16 protein-coding genes are annotated in these 19930 nt (G+C 70.0%); 8 read left to right on the top strand and 8 right to left on the bottom strand.

Features of this window, described 5'->3' with window-relative positions; all coding sequences use genetic code 11:
- Positions 1-6: 6 nt before the first annotated feature.
- The 3 genes from nbtC to ACFOW8_RS07115 are packed head-to-tail and all read right to left on the bottom strand — an operon-like array spanning position 7 to position 5310.
- On the bottom strand, positions 7-3261 hold the full coding sequence (nbtC, locus tag ACFOW8_RS07125) for a nocobactin polyketide synthase NbtC (protein WP_378547202.1): 3255 nt from the start codon (positions 3259-3261) through the stop codon (positions 7-9).
- On the bottom strand, positions 3254-4561 hold the full coding sequence (locus ACFOW8_RS07120) for a beta-ketoacyl [acyl carrier protein] synthase domain-containing protein (protein WP_378547199.1): 1308 nt from the start codon (positions 4559-4561) through the stop codon (positions 3254-3256). The genes nbtC and ACFOW8_RS07120 overlap by 8 nt, the downstream gene beginning before the upstream one ends.
- Positions 4558-5310 carry a thioesterase II family protein gene (locus ACFOW8_RS07115; protein ID WP_378547196.1) on the bottom strand — a complete coding sequence of 251 codons (753 nt, stop codon included), beginning with the start codon at positions 5308-5310 and terminating at the stop codon, positions 4558-4560. Before ACFOW8_RS07115 ends, ACFOW8_RS07120 begins: the two co-directional genes overlap by 4 nt.
- Before the next feature lie 190 nt (positions 5311-5500).
- Between ACFOW8_RS07115 and ACFOW8_RS07110 the strand changes: the two genes are divergently transcribed.
- A complete protein-coding gene (locus tag ACFOW8_RS07110; RefSeq protein ID WP_378547193.1) occupies positions 5501-6202 on the top strand; it encodes a GNAT family N-acetyltransferase in 702 nt (233 codons plus the stop codon).
- A gap of 128 nt (positions 6203-6330) precedes the next feature.
- Here ACFOW8_RS07110 and ACFOW8_RS07105 read toward each other — a convergent pair whose 3' ends face one another.
- A complete protein-coding gene (locus ACFOW8_RS07105; RefSeq protein ID WP_378547189.1) occupies positions 6331-7680 on the bottom strand; it encodes a SidA/IucD/PvdA family monooxygenase in 1350 nt (449 codons plus the stop codon).
- Positions 7681-7749: 69 nt separating this feature from the next.
- On the opposite strand from ACFOW8_RS07105, the gene ACFOW8_RS07100 reads away from it, so the two are divergent.
- Complete coding sequence (locus ACFOW8_RS07100; RefSeq protein ID WP_378547186.1) at positions 7750-8457, top strand: siderophore-interacting protein; 708 nt, start codon at positions 7750-7752, stop codon at positions 8455-8457.
- Between the two features lie 164 nt (positions 8458-8621).
- On the opposite strand, the gene ACFOW8_RS07095 is transcribed toward ACFOW8_RS07100, so the two are convergent.
- Both ACFOW8_RS07095 and ACFOW8_RS07090 read right to left on the bottom strand, forming a co-directional pair.
- Positions 8622-10358 (bottom strand): ABC transporter ATP-binding protein, encoded by a 1737-nt coding sequence (locus tag ACFOW8_RS07095; RefSeq protein ID WP_378547183.1) that lies wholly within the window; start codon positions 10356-10358, stop codon positions 8622-8624.
- Complete coding sequence (locus ACFOW8_RS07090; RefSeq protein ID WP_378547180.1) at positions 10355-12193, bottom strand: ABC transporter ATP-binding protein; 1839 nt, start codon at positions 12191-12193, stop codon at positions 10355-10357. The genes ACFOW8_RS07095 and ACFOW8_RS07090 overlap by 4 nt, the downstream gene beginning before the upstream one ends.
- 172 nt (positions 12194-12365) lie before the next feature.
- Between ACFOW8_RS07090 and ACFOW8_RS07085 the strand changes: the two genes are divergently transcribed.
- The 3 genes from ACFOW8_RS07085 to ACFOW8_RS07075 all read left to right on the top strand — a co-directional run bounded on the left by ACFOW8_RS07085 (position 12366) and on the right by ACFOW8_RS07075 (position 14435).
- Positions 12366-12557 (top strand): hypothetical protein, encoded by a 192-nt coding sequence (locus ACFOW8_RS07085; protein ID WP_378547177.1) that lies wholly within the window; start codon positions 12366-12368, stop codon positions 12555-12557.
- Between the two features lie 78 nt (positions 12558-12635).
- Positions 12636-13595: an RluA family pseudouridine synthase gene (locus ACFOW8_RS07080; protein ID WP_378547174.1), complete on the top strand. Its 960-nt coding sequence runs from the start codon at positions 12636-12638 to the stop codon at positions 13593-13595.
- 108 nt (positions 13596-13703) lie between these two features.
- The gene (locus tag ACFOW8_RS07075; protein WP_378547170.1) at positions 13704-14435 is read left to right on the top strand and encodes a CPBP family intramembrane glutamic endopeptidase; all 732 of its coding nucleotides are present in this window, start codon (positions 13704-13706) and stop codon (positions 14433-14435) included.
- A 1-nt stretch (position 14436) separates the two neighbouring features.
- Here the strand turns inward: ACFOW8_RS07075 and ACFOW8_RS07070 are convergent, their stop codons facing one another.
- Positions 14437-15003 (bottom strand): TetR/AcrR family transcriptional regulator, encoded by a 567-nt coding sequence (locus tag ACFOW8_RS07070; RefSeq protein ID WP_378547167.1) that lies wholly within the window; start codon positions 15001-15003, stop codon positions 14437-14439.
- 91 nt (positions 15004-15094) lie between these two features.
- Here ACFOW8_RS07070 and ACFOW8_RS07065 point away from each other — a divergent pair, with 91 nt between their 5' ends.
- Entirely contained in the window at positions 15095-15853 is a 759-nt protein-coding gene (locus tag ACFOW8_RS07065) for a hypothetical protein (protein WP_378547164.1), read from the top strand.
- Positions 15854-15881: 28 nt separating this feature from the next.
- Here ACFOW8_RS07065 and ACFOW8_RS07060 read toward each other — a convergent pair whose 3' ends face one another.
- Positions 15882-16535, bottom strand: a complete 654-nt coding sequence (locus ACFOW8_RS07060; protein ID WP_378547161.1) for a TetR/AcrR family transcriptional regulator — start codon at positions 16533-16535, stop codon at positions 15882-15884.
- Between the two features lie 93 nt (positions 16536-16628).
- Between ACFOW8_RS07060 and ACFOW8_RS07055 the strand changes: the two genes are divergently transcribed.
- On the top strand, positions 16629-17465 hold the full coding sequence (locus ACFOW8_RS07055; RefSeq protein WP_378547158.1) for an SDR family oxidoreductase: 837 nt from the start codon (positions 16629-16631) through the stop codon (positions 17463-17465).
- Between the two features lie 225 nt (positions 17466-17690).
- On the top strand, positions 17691-19907 hold the full coding sequence (locus ACFOW8_RS07050) for a helix-turn-helix domain-containing protein (RefSeq protein ID WP_378547155.1): 2217 nt from the start codon (positions 17691-17693) through the stop codon (positions 19905-19907).
- The last annotated feature ends 23 nt before the right edge of the window (positions 19908-19930 follow it).

Genomic DNA, 19930 nt, shown 5'->3' with positions numbered 1-19930 from the left:
GGCCCCTCAGCCCTGGTTGGTGTTCTGTGCCATCAGCAGCACCACATCGTCGAGCGACGCGCCGCCGAGAATCGCCGCGACCGGAAGGTCGCGATCCAGTTCCGCCTTGACCCGCTTGCGGAAGTCCAAGGCCTGCAACGAGTCGAGCCCGAGCGCTACCAGCGGCATGGTGGCGTCGATGGATTCGACGGTGTCGCCGCCGATCACTTTCAGCAGTTCGGTCCGCATGCGCTGCTCGAGCGAGACACCGTCGGCCGGTGCGGCAGGCGCGACCGGTGCCGCGGCTTCGGTGGGTCGCGGGTCGGGTTCAGTGGCGGGCCGCACCGGTGCCGTGGTTTCGAGGCCGGTGAGCAGGCTCGCCTGGCCGAACGCGCCGAGTACCTCGCGCAGGAAGTCCCAGTCGGCGGCGATGATCACGCCGTCGCGGAGCGGCTCGGCGAGCCCGGCCGCGATCGCGTCCGCCGGTGCCATAGGGAACACACCCGCCTCCTCGACCCTGGCGAATCCGGCGTCGTCGAGTGGACCTGCCACGCTCCACAGGCCCCACTGCAGGCTCGCGGCGGCGATGCCACGGGCCCGCAGGCGGCGGGCGGCGATATCGAGCATGCGGTTGGTGGCCGCGTAGAGGATCTGCCCGCGGCCGCCGAGCGTCGCCGACATCGATGAGCACAGCAGCACTCGCGCGTCGCCGGAAAGCGGAGCGGTGTCGACGACGTTGGCAAGCCCGGTCAGTTTGGCGCCGACGGCGCCGCGCACCTCGGCGGCGGTGATCTGGTCGAGTTCGGCGTCGACATAGCCGACGGCTGCGTGGATCAGCAGATCGATCGGACGATCGGCGATCTCGGCGGCGAAGGCCTGCACGGCTTCCCGATCACTCACGTCGCAGGCGCGCACCACGACCTCGGTGCCGCCGATGGCCCGCAGCCGGGCCAATTCCCCTGCGGGCATGCCGGTTTCGCCGCTACGGCTGAGCAGTGTCACCCGGCCCGAACCGACTCGGGCGAGATGATCGGCGAAGCGCAGACCCAGCTGCCCGGTGCCGCCGACGATCACCACATGATCGAGTTCGGTACCGAGCGTGCCGGTGTCGCCGGTGCTGTCGAGTACCAGCCGCTTGGCGAAGAGCTTGCCCGCGCGCAATGCCAGCTCGGCCTCGCCGTCGGAGTGCACCGCGCCGACGATCTTGGCCGCCTGTCGTGGCGCGTCCTCGCCCGCGGCGAGATCGAGGTGCCGGAATCGCACGCCAGGGTGCTGCACGCCGACGCTGCGGAATCCGGCGCTCACCCCGGCGGCGAACCCGCCGGGAATCGGATCGCTCTCGTGCACGGTCTCACCACCTGCGGTGATCAGCCAGCATTCGCCACCGGGTCGCAGCGCGGACAGCGCGGGCGACCACGCTCGTTGCGCGAAGAAGGCGGTCAGCGCGGCCTCGTCGTCGGCGGTGGGCGGCACCAGCACGACGACCGAATCAGCCGGTGCCGGAGCATCCGCCACCGAACCGGACGGCGCGGACGCGGGATCGGCCGACGGGCCGGCGGAGGGGCGGGCCGCCATGCCTGCGACGTCGTCGGCACGAGCCGCGAGTGTCGAGGCGCCGAGTTCGGTGGGACCGACGATCCGCGCCGTGGCGCCATGCCGGTCGGCCGCCGCCGACAGCGCGGTTGCCAGCTCGTCACAGGCGCCGGTGTGATCGACGATCAACAGGTCGCGGGGCGCGGTGAGCGACCGGCGCCGCACCGGTTCCCACTGCTCGACCAGCCGCTGCGGTTTCGGTGCGGCGACCGCGAGCTCGGCGGGCGGCTCGTGCGCGCCGAGCTGAGCCCACAGCCGTTTGGGCGCGGTGATGGTGTGCGGGAAATCGCGCAGCGGCAGCGTGACGGTGTCGTCGACGCGCAGCGCGTCCCAGCGGTAGCCGAGGTCGAGGACGGCCACCTGGGCGAGATTGCGGGTGAACTCGGACAGGTCTTGCGCGGTGCGCAGGGAGGTGCCGAGGACGCGGAAGTCGCGCGGCGGCAGGCCGGGCCGGTTCGGGACCGTGCTCAGGTTCTCCTGGATCGCCAGCTGCAGCACCGGGTGTTCGGCCACCTCGATCATCAGGTCCACACCGTCGCCGCCCGCGCGCACGACGGCGCGGTCGAATCGCACGCGGTTGCGCAGATTCCAGTACCAGTACTGCTCGTGCTCCAGATCCGGGGTGATCGGCTCACCGAGAGTGGCTCCATAACAGGGGATTTCGGTGGCAGAGAAGTTCCGGGAACTCATTTCGCCGCCGAGGAAACCCTCGAACTCGGTCCGCACCTCGGCCACCATCGAAGTGTGGGCGGGAAACGCGACGCGGATCTCCCTGGCGAACTGGCCGCGCGCGGCGGCCGTGGCGACCAGGTCCACGACGGCGCCGCGTTCGCCGGAGATGGCGATGATGTGTGGCGAATTGACCACCGCCAGCTCGGCCCAGCCCGAATGCCGCGCCAACAGCGCTTCCACGCTCTCGCGGTCCATCCCGAGGACAGCCATCGAATAGCCGCGCGGGGACAACCGGTCCGCGAGCAGGGCGCGGTGGGTCACCGCGAGCACCGAGTCGCGCAGGGTCATCACCCCGGAGACCGCGCCCGCGGCCAGCTCGCCCTGGCTGTGGCCGATGGTGGCGTACGGCTCGACCCCGGCCGCACGCCACACGGCAGCCAAGCCTGTCATGTGGAACATCAACGCGGGCTGCACTTCCCACACCGCGTCCTCGAACCGGCCCTCGTGACCGAGCAGGTAGTGCAGCGGCTTGGAGTGGCCGAATCGCTGCTCGTGCAGCTCGGCGCACTCGTCGACGACGGCGCGGTAGGCGGCCGACCGCGCGTAGAACAGCGCGCCCATGCCGGGCCGCTGGCTGCCCTGGCCGGGGAAGACGAAGCCGACCCGGCGCGCGGTCGCGGCCGTGTCGCCACGCACCACGGACGGGTGGTCGGCATCGGCGGCCAGCGCGGCCAGCGCGTCGAGCAGGCCGGTCCTCGCCTTCGTCGCCTGATCGGTCGACGAGTCGGCCGCGGCCGGATCGAGGTGGCCCGGCCGCACGCACTCGGCCATGATCAGCGCACGGCGGCGACGGGGCACCCGAGTGCGGAACAGCATGTCCGCCAGCTGTTCCGCGGTCACCTCGGGATGGTCGAGCAGATAGGTGCGCACGGAGTCGGCCTCGGCGCGCAGCCCGTCGGCGCTGTCGGAGGACAGCATGACGGGGACGCTGCCGTCGGGCAGGCGGTACTCAGCCATGGTTCTCCTCCAGCACCGGCAGGCCGACGATGGCGTGCGCGTTGGTTCCGGCGACGCCGAACGAGGACACCGCGGCATAGCGCAGGCCGTCCGCGCGGGGCGCCCAGTCGGTGAGCTCGGCGGCGAGGCGCAGACTGGTGGCGCTCCAGTCGAGCTCCGTGGTCGGGGCGTCGGCCCACAGGCTCGGCGCGACAGCGCCGTTCGCGCCGCACAGCAGCACCTTGATCAGCCCGAGCATGCCGGAGGCGGCCTGCGCGTGACCCGCGTTGGACTTCACCGAACCGAGCAGGGGGCTGTCCTCGCGCGCCGGATCACCGTAGGTGTCGGCCAGCGCGGTCAACTCGAGCGGATCGCCGACTGCGGTGCCGGTGCCGTGGCCCTCGATCAGTCCGATCTCGCTCGCGTCGATCCCGGCCGCGGCGACGGTCGCCTCGATGAGGCGGCGCTGCGCGGCCGCACTCGGCACCGCGAGCGGCGCGCCCGCGCCGTTGTGGTTGACCCGCGACCCGAGCAGCCTGCCGTAGATCCGGTGCCCGAGCGCCACGGCCCGCGATTCCCGTTCCAGCACGATGACGCCCGCGCCCTCGCCCCACAGCGTCCCGGTGGGGTCGGCGGCGTAGGAGCGGCAGTGCCCGTCGGTCGCGAGCGCGTTGTTCTTGGCGAATTCGTAGAAGGCGCCCGGTGAGCCCATCACACACACGCCACCGGCGAGTGCCCAGTCGCATTCGCCGGCGCGGATGGCCGAGGCGGCCTGATGCACGGCGGTCAGCGACGACGCGCATGCGGTGTCGACGCTGATCGAGGGCCCGATCAGCCCGAGCCCGTGCGAGATCCGCCCCGCGGCCGCCCCGAGCGCGGTTCCGGTGGCGCGGTATCCGCTGTATTCGTTGACTCCGGCGACCCGCGGCCCGTACTCGGTCGCCGAAACGCCCATCCACACACCGGCCGGATCACCGTGCAGTGCACCGGGATTGATGCCCGCGTGCTCGAGCGCCCGCCAGGCGACCCGCAAGGCCACCCGCTGCTGCGGGTCCATCGCCACCGCCTCGCGCGGAGTGATGCCGAAGAACTGCGCGTCGAATTCGGTGGCGCCGGAAAGGAAGCCGCCCGCGTCGCGCACCGGGGCCCAGCCGTCGAGCCTGCCGAGGGCGAACAGTTCGTCGAGCGGCCAGTCCCGATCGCGCGGGAACGGGCCGATCAGTTCCCGGCCCGCGGCGAGCGCGGACCAGAACGCGGGCAGGGTATCGACACCGCCCGGCGCCTCCACACCCATACCGACGACGACGATCGGGTCGATCATCGGACGAGCGCCTGTCCGGCGAGCGCCTCGGCGATGCCGTCGAGATTCTCGTCGATGTAGAAGTGGCCGCCGGCGAACAGGTTCACCTCGATCCCGCCGCTGGTGTTCTGTTCCCAGCCGTACAGATCACGCGGTCCGACGAAGGGATCGTCGTCGCCGCCGAGCACGAGCACCGGCGCGCCGATCCGCACCTCGGTGCCGCAGGAGTAGGCGTCGAAGGCACGGTAGTCGGCCTTGAGTACCGGCAGCGCCATCCGCATCACCTCGCGGCTGGCCATCACGTCGGCGCCGGTGCCGTTGAGCGCGGCCATGTGGTCGAGCAGTTCCTCGTCCTCGGTGGGGTGGCCCGGCAGTTCGGCGATCCGGTGCGGCGCGGCGGCCGCGGAGGCGACCAGCAAACGCACGGACAACCCGGCGGCCTCGGCCAGCCGGACGAATTCGAACGCGGCGATCGAGCCCATGCTGTGGCCGAACACGGTCAGCGGGGCGCCGGTGTCGCGGGCGGAGCCGTGGAAGGCCTCGAACGCGCCGGCGGCGAGTTCGGGCAGGGTCTGCGCGGCGGGCTCGGCGAGCCGGTCCTGGCGACCGGGATACTGCACGATGCCGGTATCGAAGTCCTCGCTCATCCGCTTGGCGAACACCCGATAGGCGGAAGCGCCCGCGCCCGCGTGCGGGAAGACGAGCAGCGGCGGTAGGGAATCGGTCCTGGGGGCCTGGAATTGCCGGATCCAGCCGAGTTCTCTTGCCATGTCGCTCTCCCTCACCGGCCCGCGCACCCGCGGGCCGTTAACACTGTCCACCACCCTGCCGACGCAGGGGCCGGGCCGAATACCGTTGTCGCCGAAGGTCACCCGACCAGATGCGCGCCGGCAACCACCGGGCGATCGCTCGGGCAACAGTAACACCCGGCATTAGTATAGGCTAGCCTTACCAGTCAAGGTGACCAAGGTTGCGATTGAATGGAGCTCCACCCAGATGAACCCCGCAGGCACCCCCTCCGCGCTACCCCGCGAGCGGACCGATCCGCCCGCCGAGATCGCGGCCGCGCCGGCGCCGGTCCTGCCGGTTTTCGAGGCGCCGTTCAGCCTGCGCGTCGCCGACCCGGACGGGTCGGATCCCGACCTGCTCGCCGAGTGGATGACCCGACCGCACCTGCTCGAATCGTGGGAGCAGGACTGGGACGCCGAGCGGCGCCGCGCCAATCTCCGGATCCAGCTGGCGGGCACCTATTCGCGGCCGTGCGTGCTCAGCCTGGATTTCGCCGTCCTCGGTGAGCCCGAACTCGGCACCCGCGACATCGCCTATGTGGAGTTCTACCGCGCAGCCAAGGACGAGATCGGCGGCCTCTACGACGCGGCGCCGGGCGATATCGGCTTCCACATCGCCACCGCCGACACCGCCGTGATCGGCAAGGGCATCATGACCGGCTGGATCGCCACGATGACCACCGCGGTCTTCGCCGCCAACCCCGACTGCCGCCGGATCATGGGCGACCCGGACCACCGCAACCAGTCGATCCGCCGCAGTCTCACCAAGGCGGGCTTCCACCGCATCGACGAGTTCGATATCCGGCCCGACCGCCGCATCGCCCTCTATTCGGCTCCGCGCACGCCCGACGATCTACCGGTCGCCCTGGTCTGACGATGCCGGACCGCTGACGCGTGGCGGTCCGACAAACATCGCAGCCTCACCACCCAACCCAGCCCCGCACTACCCGACCCTGAGGAGAGTCCGCCGCGTCAGCGGCGGTCGCGGCCCGCCGGCGTCGATCAGGCGCCGTGCGCAAGCGACGAAGGAGCAAGCAACGGTGCCTGATCGACGGGACCAAGGGGGCCGCGACTCGAGCGCGCCCGCGCTCCAGCAAACGCGGCTCTAGCCGATTCGGTTTGCAGTACGCGATCCGAGAGTTCGCCGAGGCAGCTCAGATTCGGGAACCCCGGCCCCTGCGCCATGGCGGCCATATTCGGCAGGTACAGCTTGCCCGGCAGGCCGGTGACGGCCAGGTCGTAGCCGATCGAGGTCTCGATCCGCTGCTGGGTGAGCGGGCCGCCCACCGCGAGTTCGATCTGGTCGGTGGTCTGCTGGTCGAACAGTTCGAGGAACCACAGCGGCTGACCGCCGGTGGCATCGACGACCAGGTCGAAGTTGTGTACCTGATCGGCGCGCAGCTCGTTGGTGAGGGTCAGCGCGAGCGCCTCGCCCTGCGGGACGATCTTGGTGACCCGGCCCTGCAGGTGGTGCACCCGGTTGTCGCCGAGCAGGCTCTCCTGCACCCGGACCGAGAACACGCCGCGGTCGGTCCGGCGGATGACGTCGCGGCGCTCCTGGCTGCTGAGCGCGTTCCACTTCACCGGGTCGCTGAACAGCGAGTTCTCGAAGTAGCTCTCGCCACGGGTGTAGAGGGTGGCCATCGGCGAGATGACCGAGATGGTGAGCATTTCGTGCCGAACCAGTTCATCCAGCGCCGAGCCTGCGGTCTCCCCGCCGCCGATCACCGCGGCGCGCGAGGCGACGGGCAGGCTGCGCTTTCCTGCCAGGTCCCAGAATTCGGCGATGCTGAGCACCCTGGCGTGTTCGGCGATGGCGCGGCGGCTGCGGCCGGGCCCGGTGATCATCAGACCGTCGGCGGCCAGCTCGGTGCGGTTGCCGTCGGCGTCGACGACACCGACCTGCCAGCGCTGTCCCGCGCCGCCGTGCCCGATCGACTCGACCCGGCCGAGCACGAGTTCGAGGTCGATCGACTTGGCGATCCACTGCAGGTACTTGGCCCAGACGTGATGCTGGGGGCTCGGCCTGCCGCGGTCGATCCATTCGGCGTAGGTGCCGTGCTCGATCAGGAAGGAGGTCCAGCTGAACGCGGACATCGCCTGGTCGATCTCGCGATTGCGACCGCGCGCCCAGGTGGAGTGGTACGGGAAGCCGATGTCCTTCTCCGGGCTGGTGCCGAGCCGGTGCTGGCCGTCGGTCCAGCCACCGCTGGGCAACCAGTTGCCACCGACGGCGTGCGACTCCACGACGACCACGCGCGGAGCGGACAGGCCGAGAGTACGCAGGACGTGTGCTTTCGCCGCCACCGCAAGGGCTTTCGGCCCCGCACCGACTACCAGGAGGGTTTCCACCGGTTCGTTCTCCGCTCTCTCAACGCATACCGTGCAGACAAACAAGTGACCTTAGGCTAACCTAACGGCATGGGTAAGGGATTCAACGGCCTGATGGTCAAGGCTTGGGGCGGCGCCGACTACCGGCTCACGGTCACCTCCACCGAGCACATCACCGACAAGTTCGTGCGCGTCAGCTTCACCGCGGGCGGCCTGCTGGCCGATCACCCGGTGCACCCCACGCAGTGGATCCGTCTCTGGATTCCCGACGCGAGCAGCGACAAGCAGCACCACCGCGGCTACACACTGGTCGAACAGAACCCCGATGCCGACACCTTCAGCATCGACTTCGCCCTGCACAACGGCCCCGCGGCCGACTGGGCACTGCGCGCGAAGCCGGGCGATCCACTCGACGCCACCGTCCTCGGCTCCGATTTCCAGCTGCCGGAGCAGACCCCGAGCGAGTACGTGATCTTCGGCGACACCGCCTCACTGCCCGCCATCAACACCCTGCTCGAGGCCATCGGCGACACCCCGGCCCGGATCTGGCTGGAATGGCAGTACGAGTCGGACCAGACCATCCCCCTGCGCAACAAGCCGCATCACGAGATCACCTGGCTGCAGCGGATCGACGACGGCAGGCTGATGCGCGAGGCCGCGCAGGAGATGAGCTGCGCCGCCGACGCCTTCGCCTGGATCGCGTGCTGCGGGCAGACCACCCGCTCGATCGTGAAAACCATGAAAGGCCAGCACGCGCTGCCCAAGACCGCGATCAAGTCGCAGGCGTACTGGAAGTGAGGCTCGGGGGGAATCATCCCCACGGCCGATCATCGGTGCGCCGCGCGGCTGATGCGCGCGTAGCCGCCGCTGCGGCAGTCTGATCGGGCTCGACGCGGTGCACACCGCCGCGACCGGGCACGACGGCATCACCGGCGGGCCGGTCCGGTAATCGCGGTCGCCCCTCAGACCTGAGCAGGCTCGAGCCGCCAGCCGGTGGCCCGTTCGCGTTCGTTCCAGAACGCGGCGTAGCGCCCGCCCATGGCCAGCAGCTCGGCATGGGTGCCCTGCTCGGCGATGCGGCCGCCGTCGAGGAACAGGATCTGGTCGGCGTGGGCGATGGTGGCGAGCCGGTGGGCGACGACCAGCACCGTTTTGTCCCTGGTCAGTTCATGGATTCCGCGAAGGACGACCGCCTCGCTGTGCGGGTCGAGTGCGCTGGTCGCCTCGTCGAGCAGCACGATCGGCGCGTCCTCGAGCAGCGCGCGTGCGATCGAAACCCGCTGTCGCTCACCGCCGGACAGCGACGCACCGCCCTCGCCGACAGTGGTGTCGAAGCCGTCCGGCAGGCGTTCGACGATCTCGTCGACCCTGGCGGCGACGGCAGCGCGCTCGAGTTCGGCGTCGGTGGCGTCGGGCTTGCCGATGCGGATGTTGTCGGCCACCGAACGGTTGAACAGGTAGACGTTCTGGAACACCAGCGACAGCTGATCGAGCAGCGTGTCCGAAGGCTGGTCGCGCACATCGTGTTCGCCGACCGAGACCGCGCCGGAATCCACGTCGTAGAAGCGCGCCGCCAGGCGCAGCAGGGTGGTCTTTCCCGCGCCACTCGGGCCGACGATCGCGGTGGTCGTCCCCGGCGGAACCGTGAACGACAGGTCCGACAGCACGGGTTCGCCGGGACGATAGCCGAAGCTCACCGCATCGAACACCACCGCGGGCGCACCTGGCGTCACCGGGCCGGTCGGCGCGGGCAAGGTCGGCTCGGCCAGCAGGTCGCTGATCCGGTCGGCGGCCGCGGCGGCCGAGCGCAACGCGGTCCCCAGCTGCGCGGCCTGGTTGACCGGCTCGATGAACCGCGAGCTCACCGCGATCAGCGCGATCGCCGCGGCGGCCGAGATCTCGCCACCGGTCACCTGGACCACCGCGAGATAGGCCAGCACCAGAAAGACCGCCTGCACGAACAGCGCGAACACGATCAGTCCTGGCACGGTCGCGACCATCATCTTGCGCACCGCCGAGCGCTGGGCGACCAGGGCACCGTCGAGCGCCTTGTTCCCGGCACCGACCGCGCCGAACGCGCGCAGCACCGGCTGTGCCTGCGCGAACTCGACCACCCGCGAATCGGCCTCGGCCGCGGCGGCGTGCAGCCGGGCATCGGCGCCGGTATAGGCACGGTTGGCGAGGTTGTTCACCAGGTAGAGCACCGGGGCGGCGAGCAGCATGGCGAGCCCGATCCGCCAGTCGATGAACAGCATGCCGAGCGCGACCGCGAGCGGCACGATGATGCCGGTGAGCACCTTGGTGAGCAGGTAGGCGATCAGGCCCTGCAGCTCGCGCACCTGCTCGACCATCACCCGCGACAGCGGACCGGCGTCACGGCCCTCGAACCAGCCGAGTGGCAGCGCGTTGAGCTTGTCACCGAGGCCGGTCTGCAGGCTGCGCTGCATGCCGAGGCCGATGCGAAGGCCGAGCACAGCCTGCAGATAGCCGAACACGATCACGCCGAGCACGGCAGCGGCCATCGCGGCCGTCCACAGCCAGGCCGCGCCGAGATCGTCGCCGAACAGGGCCTCCAGGAGGGGAACGAGCAGCAGGTAGGCGATGGCCTGGCACAGCGCCTGCACCACGATCGCGGCGAGCAGGCGCGGGATCAGCGGGGCGAACTCGTCGGGGACGAGGCGGAAAACCTTGCGGATCATCGTGTCTCCTCCACCGGGGCGAGGGTGCCGAGCGCGGCCTCGTTGATCTCCCACAGCCGCTGATACAGCCCGCCCGCGGCGCGCAACTCGGTGTGGGTGCCCTGTTCGACCAGGGTTCCGTTCTCCAGCACCAGAATCCGGTCGACCCCGGTGATGGTGTGCAGCCGGTGCGCGATCACCAGTACGGTGCGCCCGGTGACCAGCGCGGCCAGCGCGTCCTGCACCGCCGCCTCCGATTCGGGATCGGCGAAGGCGGTGGCCTCGTCGAGCACCAGGATCGGGGTGTCGGCCAGCAGGGCACGGGCGATCGAGAGTCGCTGCGCCTCACCACCGGACAGCGACGCGTCCACGCCGAGCTCGGAGTCGTAGCCGCGCGGCAGCGCCAGCACCCGGTCGTGGATCTGCGCGGCCCGGCACGCACGCTCCAGCGCGGCGTCGTCGGCGTCCGGCCTGGCGATGAGCAGGTTCTCCCGGATCGAACCGCGGATCAGCCGCACGTCCTGGAAGACGAAGCCGACGGTGCGATAGAGCTCTTCGCTGCCGAACTCACCGATATCGCGGCCGTCGATGGTGATCCGGCCCGCGCCGACGTCGTAGAAGCGTGGAAGCAGTTTGGCCAGGGTGGATTTCCCGGAACCACTCGGTCCGACGAGCGCGGTGATGGTGCCGGGGTTCAGTTCGAGGTCGATGCCGCGCAGTACGTCATGGCCGGTGCGGTAGGAGAACTCGACGCCGTCGAACCGGACGACGCCGGTCTGCTCGGTCGGCTCAGTGCTCGACGCGGCGATCTCGAGTTCGGGAGTCTGCTGCAGTTCGTGCAGCCGCAGGGCCGCGGCGCCGCCTGCCCGCAGCGCCTGCGAACCGTAGCCGAGGCCGAGCAGCGAACTACCGATACCCAAACCGACCAGCAGGAACGGCAACAGGTCGAGCGGATCCACCCAGCCGAGGCCGACGAATCCGAGGCCGCCGACGACCACGATCAGCATCACGAACACCGGCATGACCACGATGTCGGAGGCCGATTGCACCCGCAGGATCGGCATCTTCAGCCGGTGCGCCGCGTTCACCTGACCGTCGACCGCGTGCTGGAACTCGGTGTGCGCCTTGCCCGCCTGACCGAAGGCACGCACCACCTGGATGCCGTCGACGAATTCGATGGTCGCCTCGGCGGTCCGGCGCTCCCAGCGGGTGTACACCGCGAGGCGGTCGCGGCCGTCGCGGTCCATGATCCGGCCGAAGAGCACGAAATAGGCGATCAGCGGGATCAGCAGCACCAGCGCGAGGCGCCAGTCGACGGTGAACAGGTAGCCGAGGGTCACCAGCGGGACAACAAGCGCGCCGACGAACTCCAGCCGGGCGTGCGCCACCAGGTAGTGCAGGGCCTCCACGTCGTCGCGCAGGTAGGCCTTCACCGCACCGGAACTGCGTTCACCGAACCAGCCGAGCGGCACCCGGGTGAGCTTGTCGGCCAGCAGCCGACGCAAGGTGAGCTGGTAGTTGGCGTCCAGCGCGTGCGACCAGGTCAGTGCCACCGCCTGGAGCAGTGCGCGTACGACCAGGACGACGACGGCCGCGCCGAACAGCCACCACACGCGATCGGTGTCGACCGGGGATTCGAGCAGTTCCCGGCAGGCCTGCACGATGAGCAGGAACGGCACCACGGAGCAGACCGAGGCGACGGCGACCAATAGGCTCGCCACCGTCAGCATGCCTGACACGGGCGCCAGAATCTCCTTGCGTGCGCGCGCTTCCTGCTGTTTGCGCGCCTTGGCCGCCGCCTTGGGTGGCCGGTTCCCCGACTCCGCCCCCGGCGGCGGCGCTACCTGCACCGTCATCTCGTTCTCGCCTCTCGCCCTGGTCCACGGCAATGCACCAAAGGTAGGTTAGCCTAAGTTGATCGGTCGTGGCGTGCCGGGGAACCTTGTGTGAACTACCCGTAGACCCCCTCGGCAATTGGGCACCTCGGGCGTAATTTTCTCCCTACCTCATAGTGGCGGGAGAGCGAAAATGTTTGTCACATCAATAATTTCGACAATTGCGGACTGCCATGCCGACCCAGGAAAGCTGACGCCCGAACAAGCGCACCGCGCGATGCAGATTCATCTCGAATGCAGCGTCGATCTGTGCCGGGTGCGGCGCAGGGCAAGGCAGACGCTCGTGGAGGCCAAACTGATGGTGCTGGATCAGCGCGCCGGTTGACCGCGTTCCGGCGGCCCGTCGGCCGCCGGCACGGGGCCGGAGTCGGCGTCCACCGGTCCTGCGACGACACTGGGGGGCATGCGACGCAGGCAGCAGCCGCCGCTGCCCAAGCGGCACGGCCTCGACCCGGCCCGGCTCCGGCTCCCGGAGGACGGGCACTGGACGACGGTGCGCGACCACCTGGTCGAACGACTGCCCAGGGTCGAGCCTGCCCGGATCGACGAGATGCTGCGGGCCGGTGAGATCGTCGATCTGGACGGGCCGCTGGCCCCGGACGCACCGTTCGTCCCCGGTGGCGCGGTCTGGTTCCACCGGGATCTGCCGGTGGAACGAGCGGTGCCGTTCGAGATCGGCATCGTGCATCGTGACGACGACATCCTGGTCGTGGACAAGCCGCATTTCCTCGCGACGATTCCCCGCGGTCAGCACATTCTGCAGACGGCACTGGTCCGGTTGCGCCGCGAGCTGGACCTGCCCGATCTGATCCCCGCCCACCGGCTCGACCGGGTGACCGCGGGGTTGGTGCTGTTCGTGGTGAACCCGGCGGCGCGCGGCGCGTACCAGACGATGTTCCATCGCCGGACGGTGCGCAAGGAGTACGAGGCCATCGCGGCCCACGATCCCGCGCTGGTGCTGCCGCGCACGGTGCGCAGCCGGATCGTCAAGGAGAAGCAGGTGCTGGCCGCGTACGAGGTGGACGGCGAGCCCAATGCCGAGACCGAGGTGGCACTGCTCGACCACCGCGCCGGGCTCGGCCGCTACCGGCTGCGACCACACACCGGACGAACCCACCAGCTGCGGCTGCACATGAACGGACTCGGTGTGCCGATCCTCGGCGACGACTTCTATCCGGTGCTCACCGACAAATCCGTCGACGACTACACCCGTCCCCTCCAGCTGCTCGCGGCGTCGCTGGAATTCACCGATCCGATCAGCGGGCAGCCGCGCCGGTTCGAGACCCGGCGCGAACTCCAGGCCTGGACCGATCCGGCCGGATGGTCGGGTACATCACAGCCGGACGGCATCGGTCGATCTTGATCGCCGGTGGTGCCGCCGGTCGGCGCCGGGTTTCGGGCCGAATTCGACGGCCGATCCGGTATTCACCCTGTCGTTTCCATTTCGTGATCTGTCCGTACACTCGGTCGGGTGTCCGTTCCCGTCGCCGCGCCGAGGCCCAAGCTGCACGCCTATATCGATATCGCCGTGGTCGTCGTCGTGCTCGCCGGGACCAATCTGATCGCGCATTTCACTACCGCGTGGGCAAATATCGTTACCGTGCCGATCGCGGCGTTCGCACTGCTCGCCCTGATGCGCAAGCGCGGACTCGGCTGGGCCGAACTCGGGCTCTCCCCCCGGCATTGGCGACGCGGGACGATCTATGCGCTCGGCGCGGTCGGCATCGTGCTTGCCGCCGTGGCCGTCGGCGCGCTGCTGCCGATCACGCGCCCGTTCTTCCTGGCCGACCGGTACGCCACCATCTCCGGCGCGCTGATCGCGTCGATGATCGTCATCCCGCTGCAGACCGTGATCCCCGAGGAACTCGCCTTCCGCGGCGTGCTGCACGGAACGCTGGATCGGGTGCTCGGCGTGCGCGGCTTGTTCGCGGCCGGGTCACTGCTGTTCGGCCTCTGGCACATCGCCTCCTCGATGGGCCTGACCAGCGGTAACGCCGGCCTCGCCGGCCTCGTCGGCGGTGGCCTGGTCGGCCGGATCGCCGGGATCGCCCTCGCTGTCGCCGCCACCGCCGCGGCCGGTGTCGTGTTCACCTGGCTGCGCAGGCGCAGCGGCAGCCTGCTGGCACCGATCGCGCTGCACTGGTCGCTCAACGGCGCCGGCGCGCTGGCGGCCGCGCTGGTCTGGCACACCGCCCTGGGCTGAGTCAGCCCATCGCGCCGGGGCGCGGGCCGGTGAGATAGGCCTGGACGGTCGGGCCGAGCCATTCCACGACCTGGTCACGCGGCATCTCGACCAATGGCGGGAAGGCCAATACGTACCGGCACAGCGCCATACCCAGGATCTGCGATGCCGCCAGCGCGGCCCGCGCGGGCCCTTCGGCCGGATCGTCGCTGACCCGGGCGATCACCGGGATCAGCTGGGCGGCGAGGATCGCGCGCATCCGTTCGGCGACCGCCTCGTTGGTGACCCCGGCCCGCAACAGGATCAGCAGCGCCTCGTCCCGCTCCCAGCGCTCGAGGAAGTGCGCGACCAACGCGGTACCGACCCGGCCACGCTCCACCGCCGCCAGCTCCGGTAGTTCCAGATCGAACTCGGCCGCCGCCGCGAACAGCCGTTCCTTGTTGCCGAAGTAGCGCATGACCATCGCCGGATCGATGGCGGCATCGGCGGCGATCGAGCGGATGGTCGCCCGGTCGTAGCCGTCGGCGGCGAAGCGTTCGCGAGCGGCGGCCAGGATGACCGCCTTCGTTTCCGTCGAGGACCTTCTCATAACAACAAGTGTAGGCCAACGTCTGTTGACATCGCTGCGCAGCCGGGCCTACCGTTGATGCCAACAAGCGTTGACCAATGAAGGACAGACCATGGAGATCGTCAACGGCCACCAGGCCGCCACCGTCCACCTCACCACCCAAACCGACAACGGATTCCTACTGGTCGCGGCCGAGATCGGAGGTTGGGCAGGCCCGTTCCCACTGCTGAGCCGGGCCAGGGACCGGGCACTGGCCGCCGCCGGGCCGCTGTGCGCACGGCTGGCCGACCGCGCCGACGTCATCGAGGCGACGGCGTTCCGCGCCGCGTTGCGACCGCCCGGCGAAGGCGCCCGTCTGCTGCGCCGGGCCGGCGTGCGACCCGCCCGCTACGACATCGTGGTCCTGATCCGCACCACCACCGTCGGCGACCTGGAGGCGGTGCGCACCGACCCCGCCTACCGAGAACTGCTCGCCCTGCTCGAGCGCGCCGCCGAACACATCCACCACATCGCGGCGAGCAGCCCGGCCCGCATCGCCGACGTCGACCACCGGCCCGACGCGTGGTTCCTGTTCAACTACTTCCACTGCCAGGACAACCAGACCGTCTTCGACGTCTGGCACTACACCGCGGGCTGGTTCCAGCGCAAGACCGCGCTGCCGAACTCGGTCCCGATGCAGCCGCTACCGACCGAATCCGGCGACTACACCCTCGTGAATCACGCCAGCTGGCCCACGCTGCGCGCCTTCCTGCCCAGCCTGCTTTTCCGTCCCACCTTCCGCAGCTTCGTGCTGCGGAACTTCGCCGCCAACGACATCGCCGCCCAGCCCATCATCTACCGCCGGATGCCAGGGTCGGTCGCCTCGTCCTGAGCCACCAACGGCACCCCGCCCGGCCGGGTCAGCCTTCGGCGAGGACCGGGTCGGTGGCGCGGACCGCGGCGAAGACGTCGGCGCAGACGGCGACCAGGTCGGCGGGATCGGTGGTGCGATTGTCCATCAGCCAGTCCACGAGCAGGTGGTTCACACCGCCGACCACGGTGACGCAGGTCAGGCGGCGATGTTCGGGGAGCGGCTCGGCGCGGGCCGACGCCCACAGGTCTGCCACCAGTTCGGCGTAAGCGCGCAGCTCGGCGTGTCTGCGCTCCTCCATCCGCGCGGAGACGCCGACCACCTCGATCAGCACCACCCTGGCTCGCCGCGGGTCCTCGGTGAGATAGCCGATGAAGGCGGCGAGACCGGCGGCGATCGTGTCGTCGAGGCCGGGGCCCGCCACGCGCAGGGCGGCGAGCGTCCGGTCCCGCAGACCGGTGGTCACCTCGTCGTAGAGCGCGGCGAGGCAGTCCTCTCGGTCACGGAACGACTCGTAGAAATAGCGCTCGGTGAGACCCGCGGTGCCGCACAGCTGCTTCACCGATCCGGCCGCGTAGCCCCCGGTGCCGAACAGGTCCAGGGCGGCGTCGAGCAGCGCGGCGCGGCGCTGCGTGATCCGCTCCGCGGTGGTGCGCCCGGAGTATCGCCGACCCGAGGGCGGATCGGCCGATTGCTCTGCCATCGAAGTCTGTCCTTCTGTGCGACTGCGTGGAATACTAGGCGCGAAATTTTGACATGACGACATGTCAGAAGCGTGGATCGAAAGGTTTCGCCGATGAGACGGACCCATGCCGGGCTGGTGGTCGCGATCACCGGCGGCGCCGCCGGGATCGGGCGGGAGATCGCCAGGCAGTTCGCCGCGGCGGGCGCCCTGGTGTGCATCGGCGATCTGTCCGCCACCGCGGCCCGCGCGACCGCGCGCGAGCTGCCCGGCACCGTGCACGGCTGCGAGCTCGACGTCACCGACGAGCGGTCCTTCCACGATTTCCTGGCGACCGCCGAGGCACTACTCGGACCGATCGACGTGCTGGTCAACAATGCCGGGGTGATGTGGGTCGGCTCGTTCGACACCGAGCCGGATACCGCGACGACCCGGATGCTCGCCGTGAACCTGCACGGGGTGATCCGGGGTGTGCGCCTTGCCGCACCCGCGATGCGGACCAGGGGGCGCGGACATATCGTCACCATCGCCTCGATCGCCGCGAAGGTCTCGCCCGCCGGTGAATCAACGTACGCCGCAACCAAACACGGCGTACTCGGGTACCTCACCGGAGTGCGTGCGGAACTGCGCGGCAGCGGGGTGCGACTATCGGCGATCATGCCAGGCGTCGTCGACACCGAGCTCGCGGCAGGCACCGCCACCGGCGCCGCGCGTCTGCTCCAGCCCGCCGACGTCGCCGCCGCCGTCCTCGACGTTGTCGCGCGGCCACGCTTCGAAGTGGTGCTCCCCGCCCAGGTCGACCCGATGCTGCGGTTGGCGGGCCTGCTTCCGCAGTGGGCACGCGACGCGGTGCTACGCCGGACGGTGCCGAATCAGGTGGCCGCCGTCGGCAACTCGTCGTCGCGCCGCGAGTACGAGAAGCGAGCACTTGGGCCGGATGCGCGGCCGTAGGTTGCGGACCGCAGCCGGACTCCGGTGGAATCCATCCGCGCTGCACCACCACAAATCGCCATACTGACCCCGATTTCGACCATCCGGCGCAATAGTGCGCGTTCAGCGCGGATTTCGCCGGCGCGCTGCCGCTGCCGTTGACCCACGCCCGGTCGGCGTTTACGCTCTCTGGCAATCACACATATGTTCGATAGTCCATATGTTCGAGTGACCGGAAGGCGCCAGATGTCCGACGATCGGTCGACCGATGATGCCGTCAGCTCGCCGAACACCGAGATCACGGCGCTTGCGCAGCGGGTCGCGACGGCTCGCGGCATACTGCCGCTGCAGCACGACACGGCACTCTACGACGCGCTCTCCGATGCCGAGATCCGGGCCGAACGTGAACTCGCCGAATGGATTCGCAAGCAGCGGCGCGAACAGCGCAGGCGCGCCGTCGGCGACGAACTCGCGGCCGAGAAACGTGACCGGCGCACCGGCGCGCTCATCCGCCGGACCGACGAGGCCGACGCGCGCTGGCACCGTAAAGCGTTGGCCGCACGGCGCCGGGTCTCCAGTGCCGACGCCAGGCTCGCCCAGCTGTACCGCCGCGCGGAGTGGTCGTCCAGGGCGCTGATCGGAGTCGTCGTCCTCGGCATGGTGTGGGCCGGGATCAACGTGCAGCACAACCTGGTACCCAGCGGGGACATGAGCGATCCGCTGTACTGGCTCAGTTTCGGCATCGAGGCGATGATCTCCATCCCGATCATCGTCATCATGGTCGCCGCCACCACCGCCGCCCGATGGGGTCGCGAACTCGAACGCGGAAAGGTGCTGTTCTTCGAACTTGCCCTGCTCGGCACCACCGTCGCGCTCAACGCGGGCCCGCATCTGGCCGCCGGCGCCTGGGGCCGCGCCGCCGAATACTCGATCGCGCCGGTGATGGTGGGCGTGGTTATCTGGCTGCACGCCTGGGTTTCCGCGCGATACGCGCTGCTGATCGAGAGTGCGTCGGTGGAGCTTCCTGGCGATACCAGCCCGAATTACGCAATGTCGGAACGAGTTCCGGACGCCTCGCATGTCCCGGACACCCGCATGGCCGCACCGACCGAGGCGGTCCGCGAGCAGCTGTCAGCAACCCCCGCCGACAAGCCCGGCGTCGATGCCGAGCACACCGCACCCGTCACAGTGGGAACCAGTACGCCGAGTCCAGCGGCAATAGACACCACCGCGCGGAATCCCGCGGCGATGGGGACACCCCGTCCCGAGGTGGCCGCCGCCGAGCGAGCCGGCGCAATGCCCGGAACCACCGAGGAGCCGTCGGCTTCCGCTGACGTCGTGGTCGGCGAAGACATCCGGCCGGTGACCGAACGGCCGGAAGGCATCGGGTCCGCCCGAATCCCGTATCGCGACGAGGTAGCCAGGACCGCCGACGAGATCGCGGCGACCACGAACTCCCCAGGTGCCACCGGCACAGCCGCCACTGCCCGAATCCACGCGACCGCTGTCGCGGCGGATCCGGCGGCCACCGCGACACCGGAACAGGCTGTACCGCAAGCGACCCGAACAGACAAGCCGATCCCGGCAACCGCCACTGCGCGGCTCGTGACCGATGATCGCGGGCCGCTGACCACCCGCAGGCCGTCGACCGCGCCCGGCACGCTGGAGCTGATCCACAAGGCCGCTGCCGAGGACCGGCGCACTGGCGACCGGGCGCGTGGGGCCGCGCCGACCCTGCGCCGAATACCGGTCACCGCGGGCGCGCAGGCGACTGCGGGTGATACCACCGGTACCGACCCGGTTCCCGAGGCGACGGCGCACGCCGACACCGTCGCCCGTGACCGCAACGGCGACACCACGGCCCCGGCCGCAGCGATCCACACCGATCCACTGCCGCAGGCCGACGAGCCCGAACAGCTCACACTGGCCACCGAGCTCGAATCGGGTCGAACGCAGCACGTCCGCACCGACCCGGCGAAATCCGATACGAATCAGCGGACCGCGCACTCGGATTCGCCGACCCGCCCGGCGGAACCGGCCGTTGCGCCGCCACCAGCACGGACCGATGCGCCGTCAGCTGCCGCCGCCGAGCGTCCCGCACCGACCGATGCCGGACCCGCACCGAAGCCGCGCACACGGGCCATCCCGGTCGACACATCAGACGCGGCACCAGCGCCCGACCCGGCGCCGTCCCCCGACCCGATCGAGCCCGACCGCACCGAGGACGACCCCACCGACGACTACTTCGACGAGGACAACGAGGTCCGCGCCCTGGCCCGCCAGATCGCCCACCGCAGCCCCCTGCGCCTGACCCTCGACCAGATCGAGGAAATCCTCGAACTGACCGACCAATCCTGGTCGGCCCGCAGCATCGGCGCCGAAGTCGGCGTCTCCGGCAGCACCGTCACCAACATCGTCGAATTCGCCCGCAAGATCCGCCAGCCCTACGCTTTCACTGGTTGACGGCTCGGGTCCGCTCCGACCGA

Origin of the sequence: Nocardia rhizosphaerae, from assembly GCF_042650365.1 — a bacterium.
In the GTDB taxonomy this organism is placed as follows: domain Bacteria; phylum Actinomycetota; class Actinomycetes; order Mycobacteriales; family Mycobacteriaceae; genus Nocardia; species Nocardia rhizosphaerae.
The sequence above is the reverse complement of the archived record's forward strand: the minus strand, read 5'-3'. Positions and strand labels throughout refer to the sequence as shown.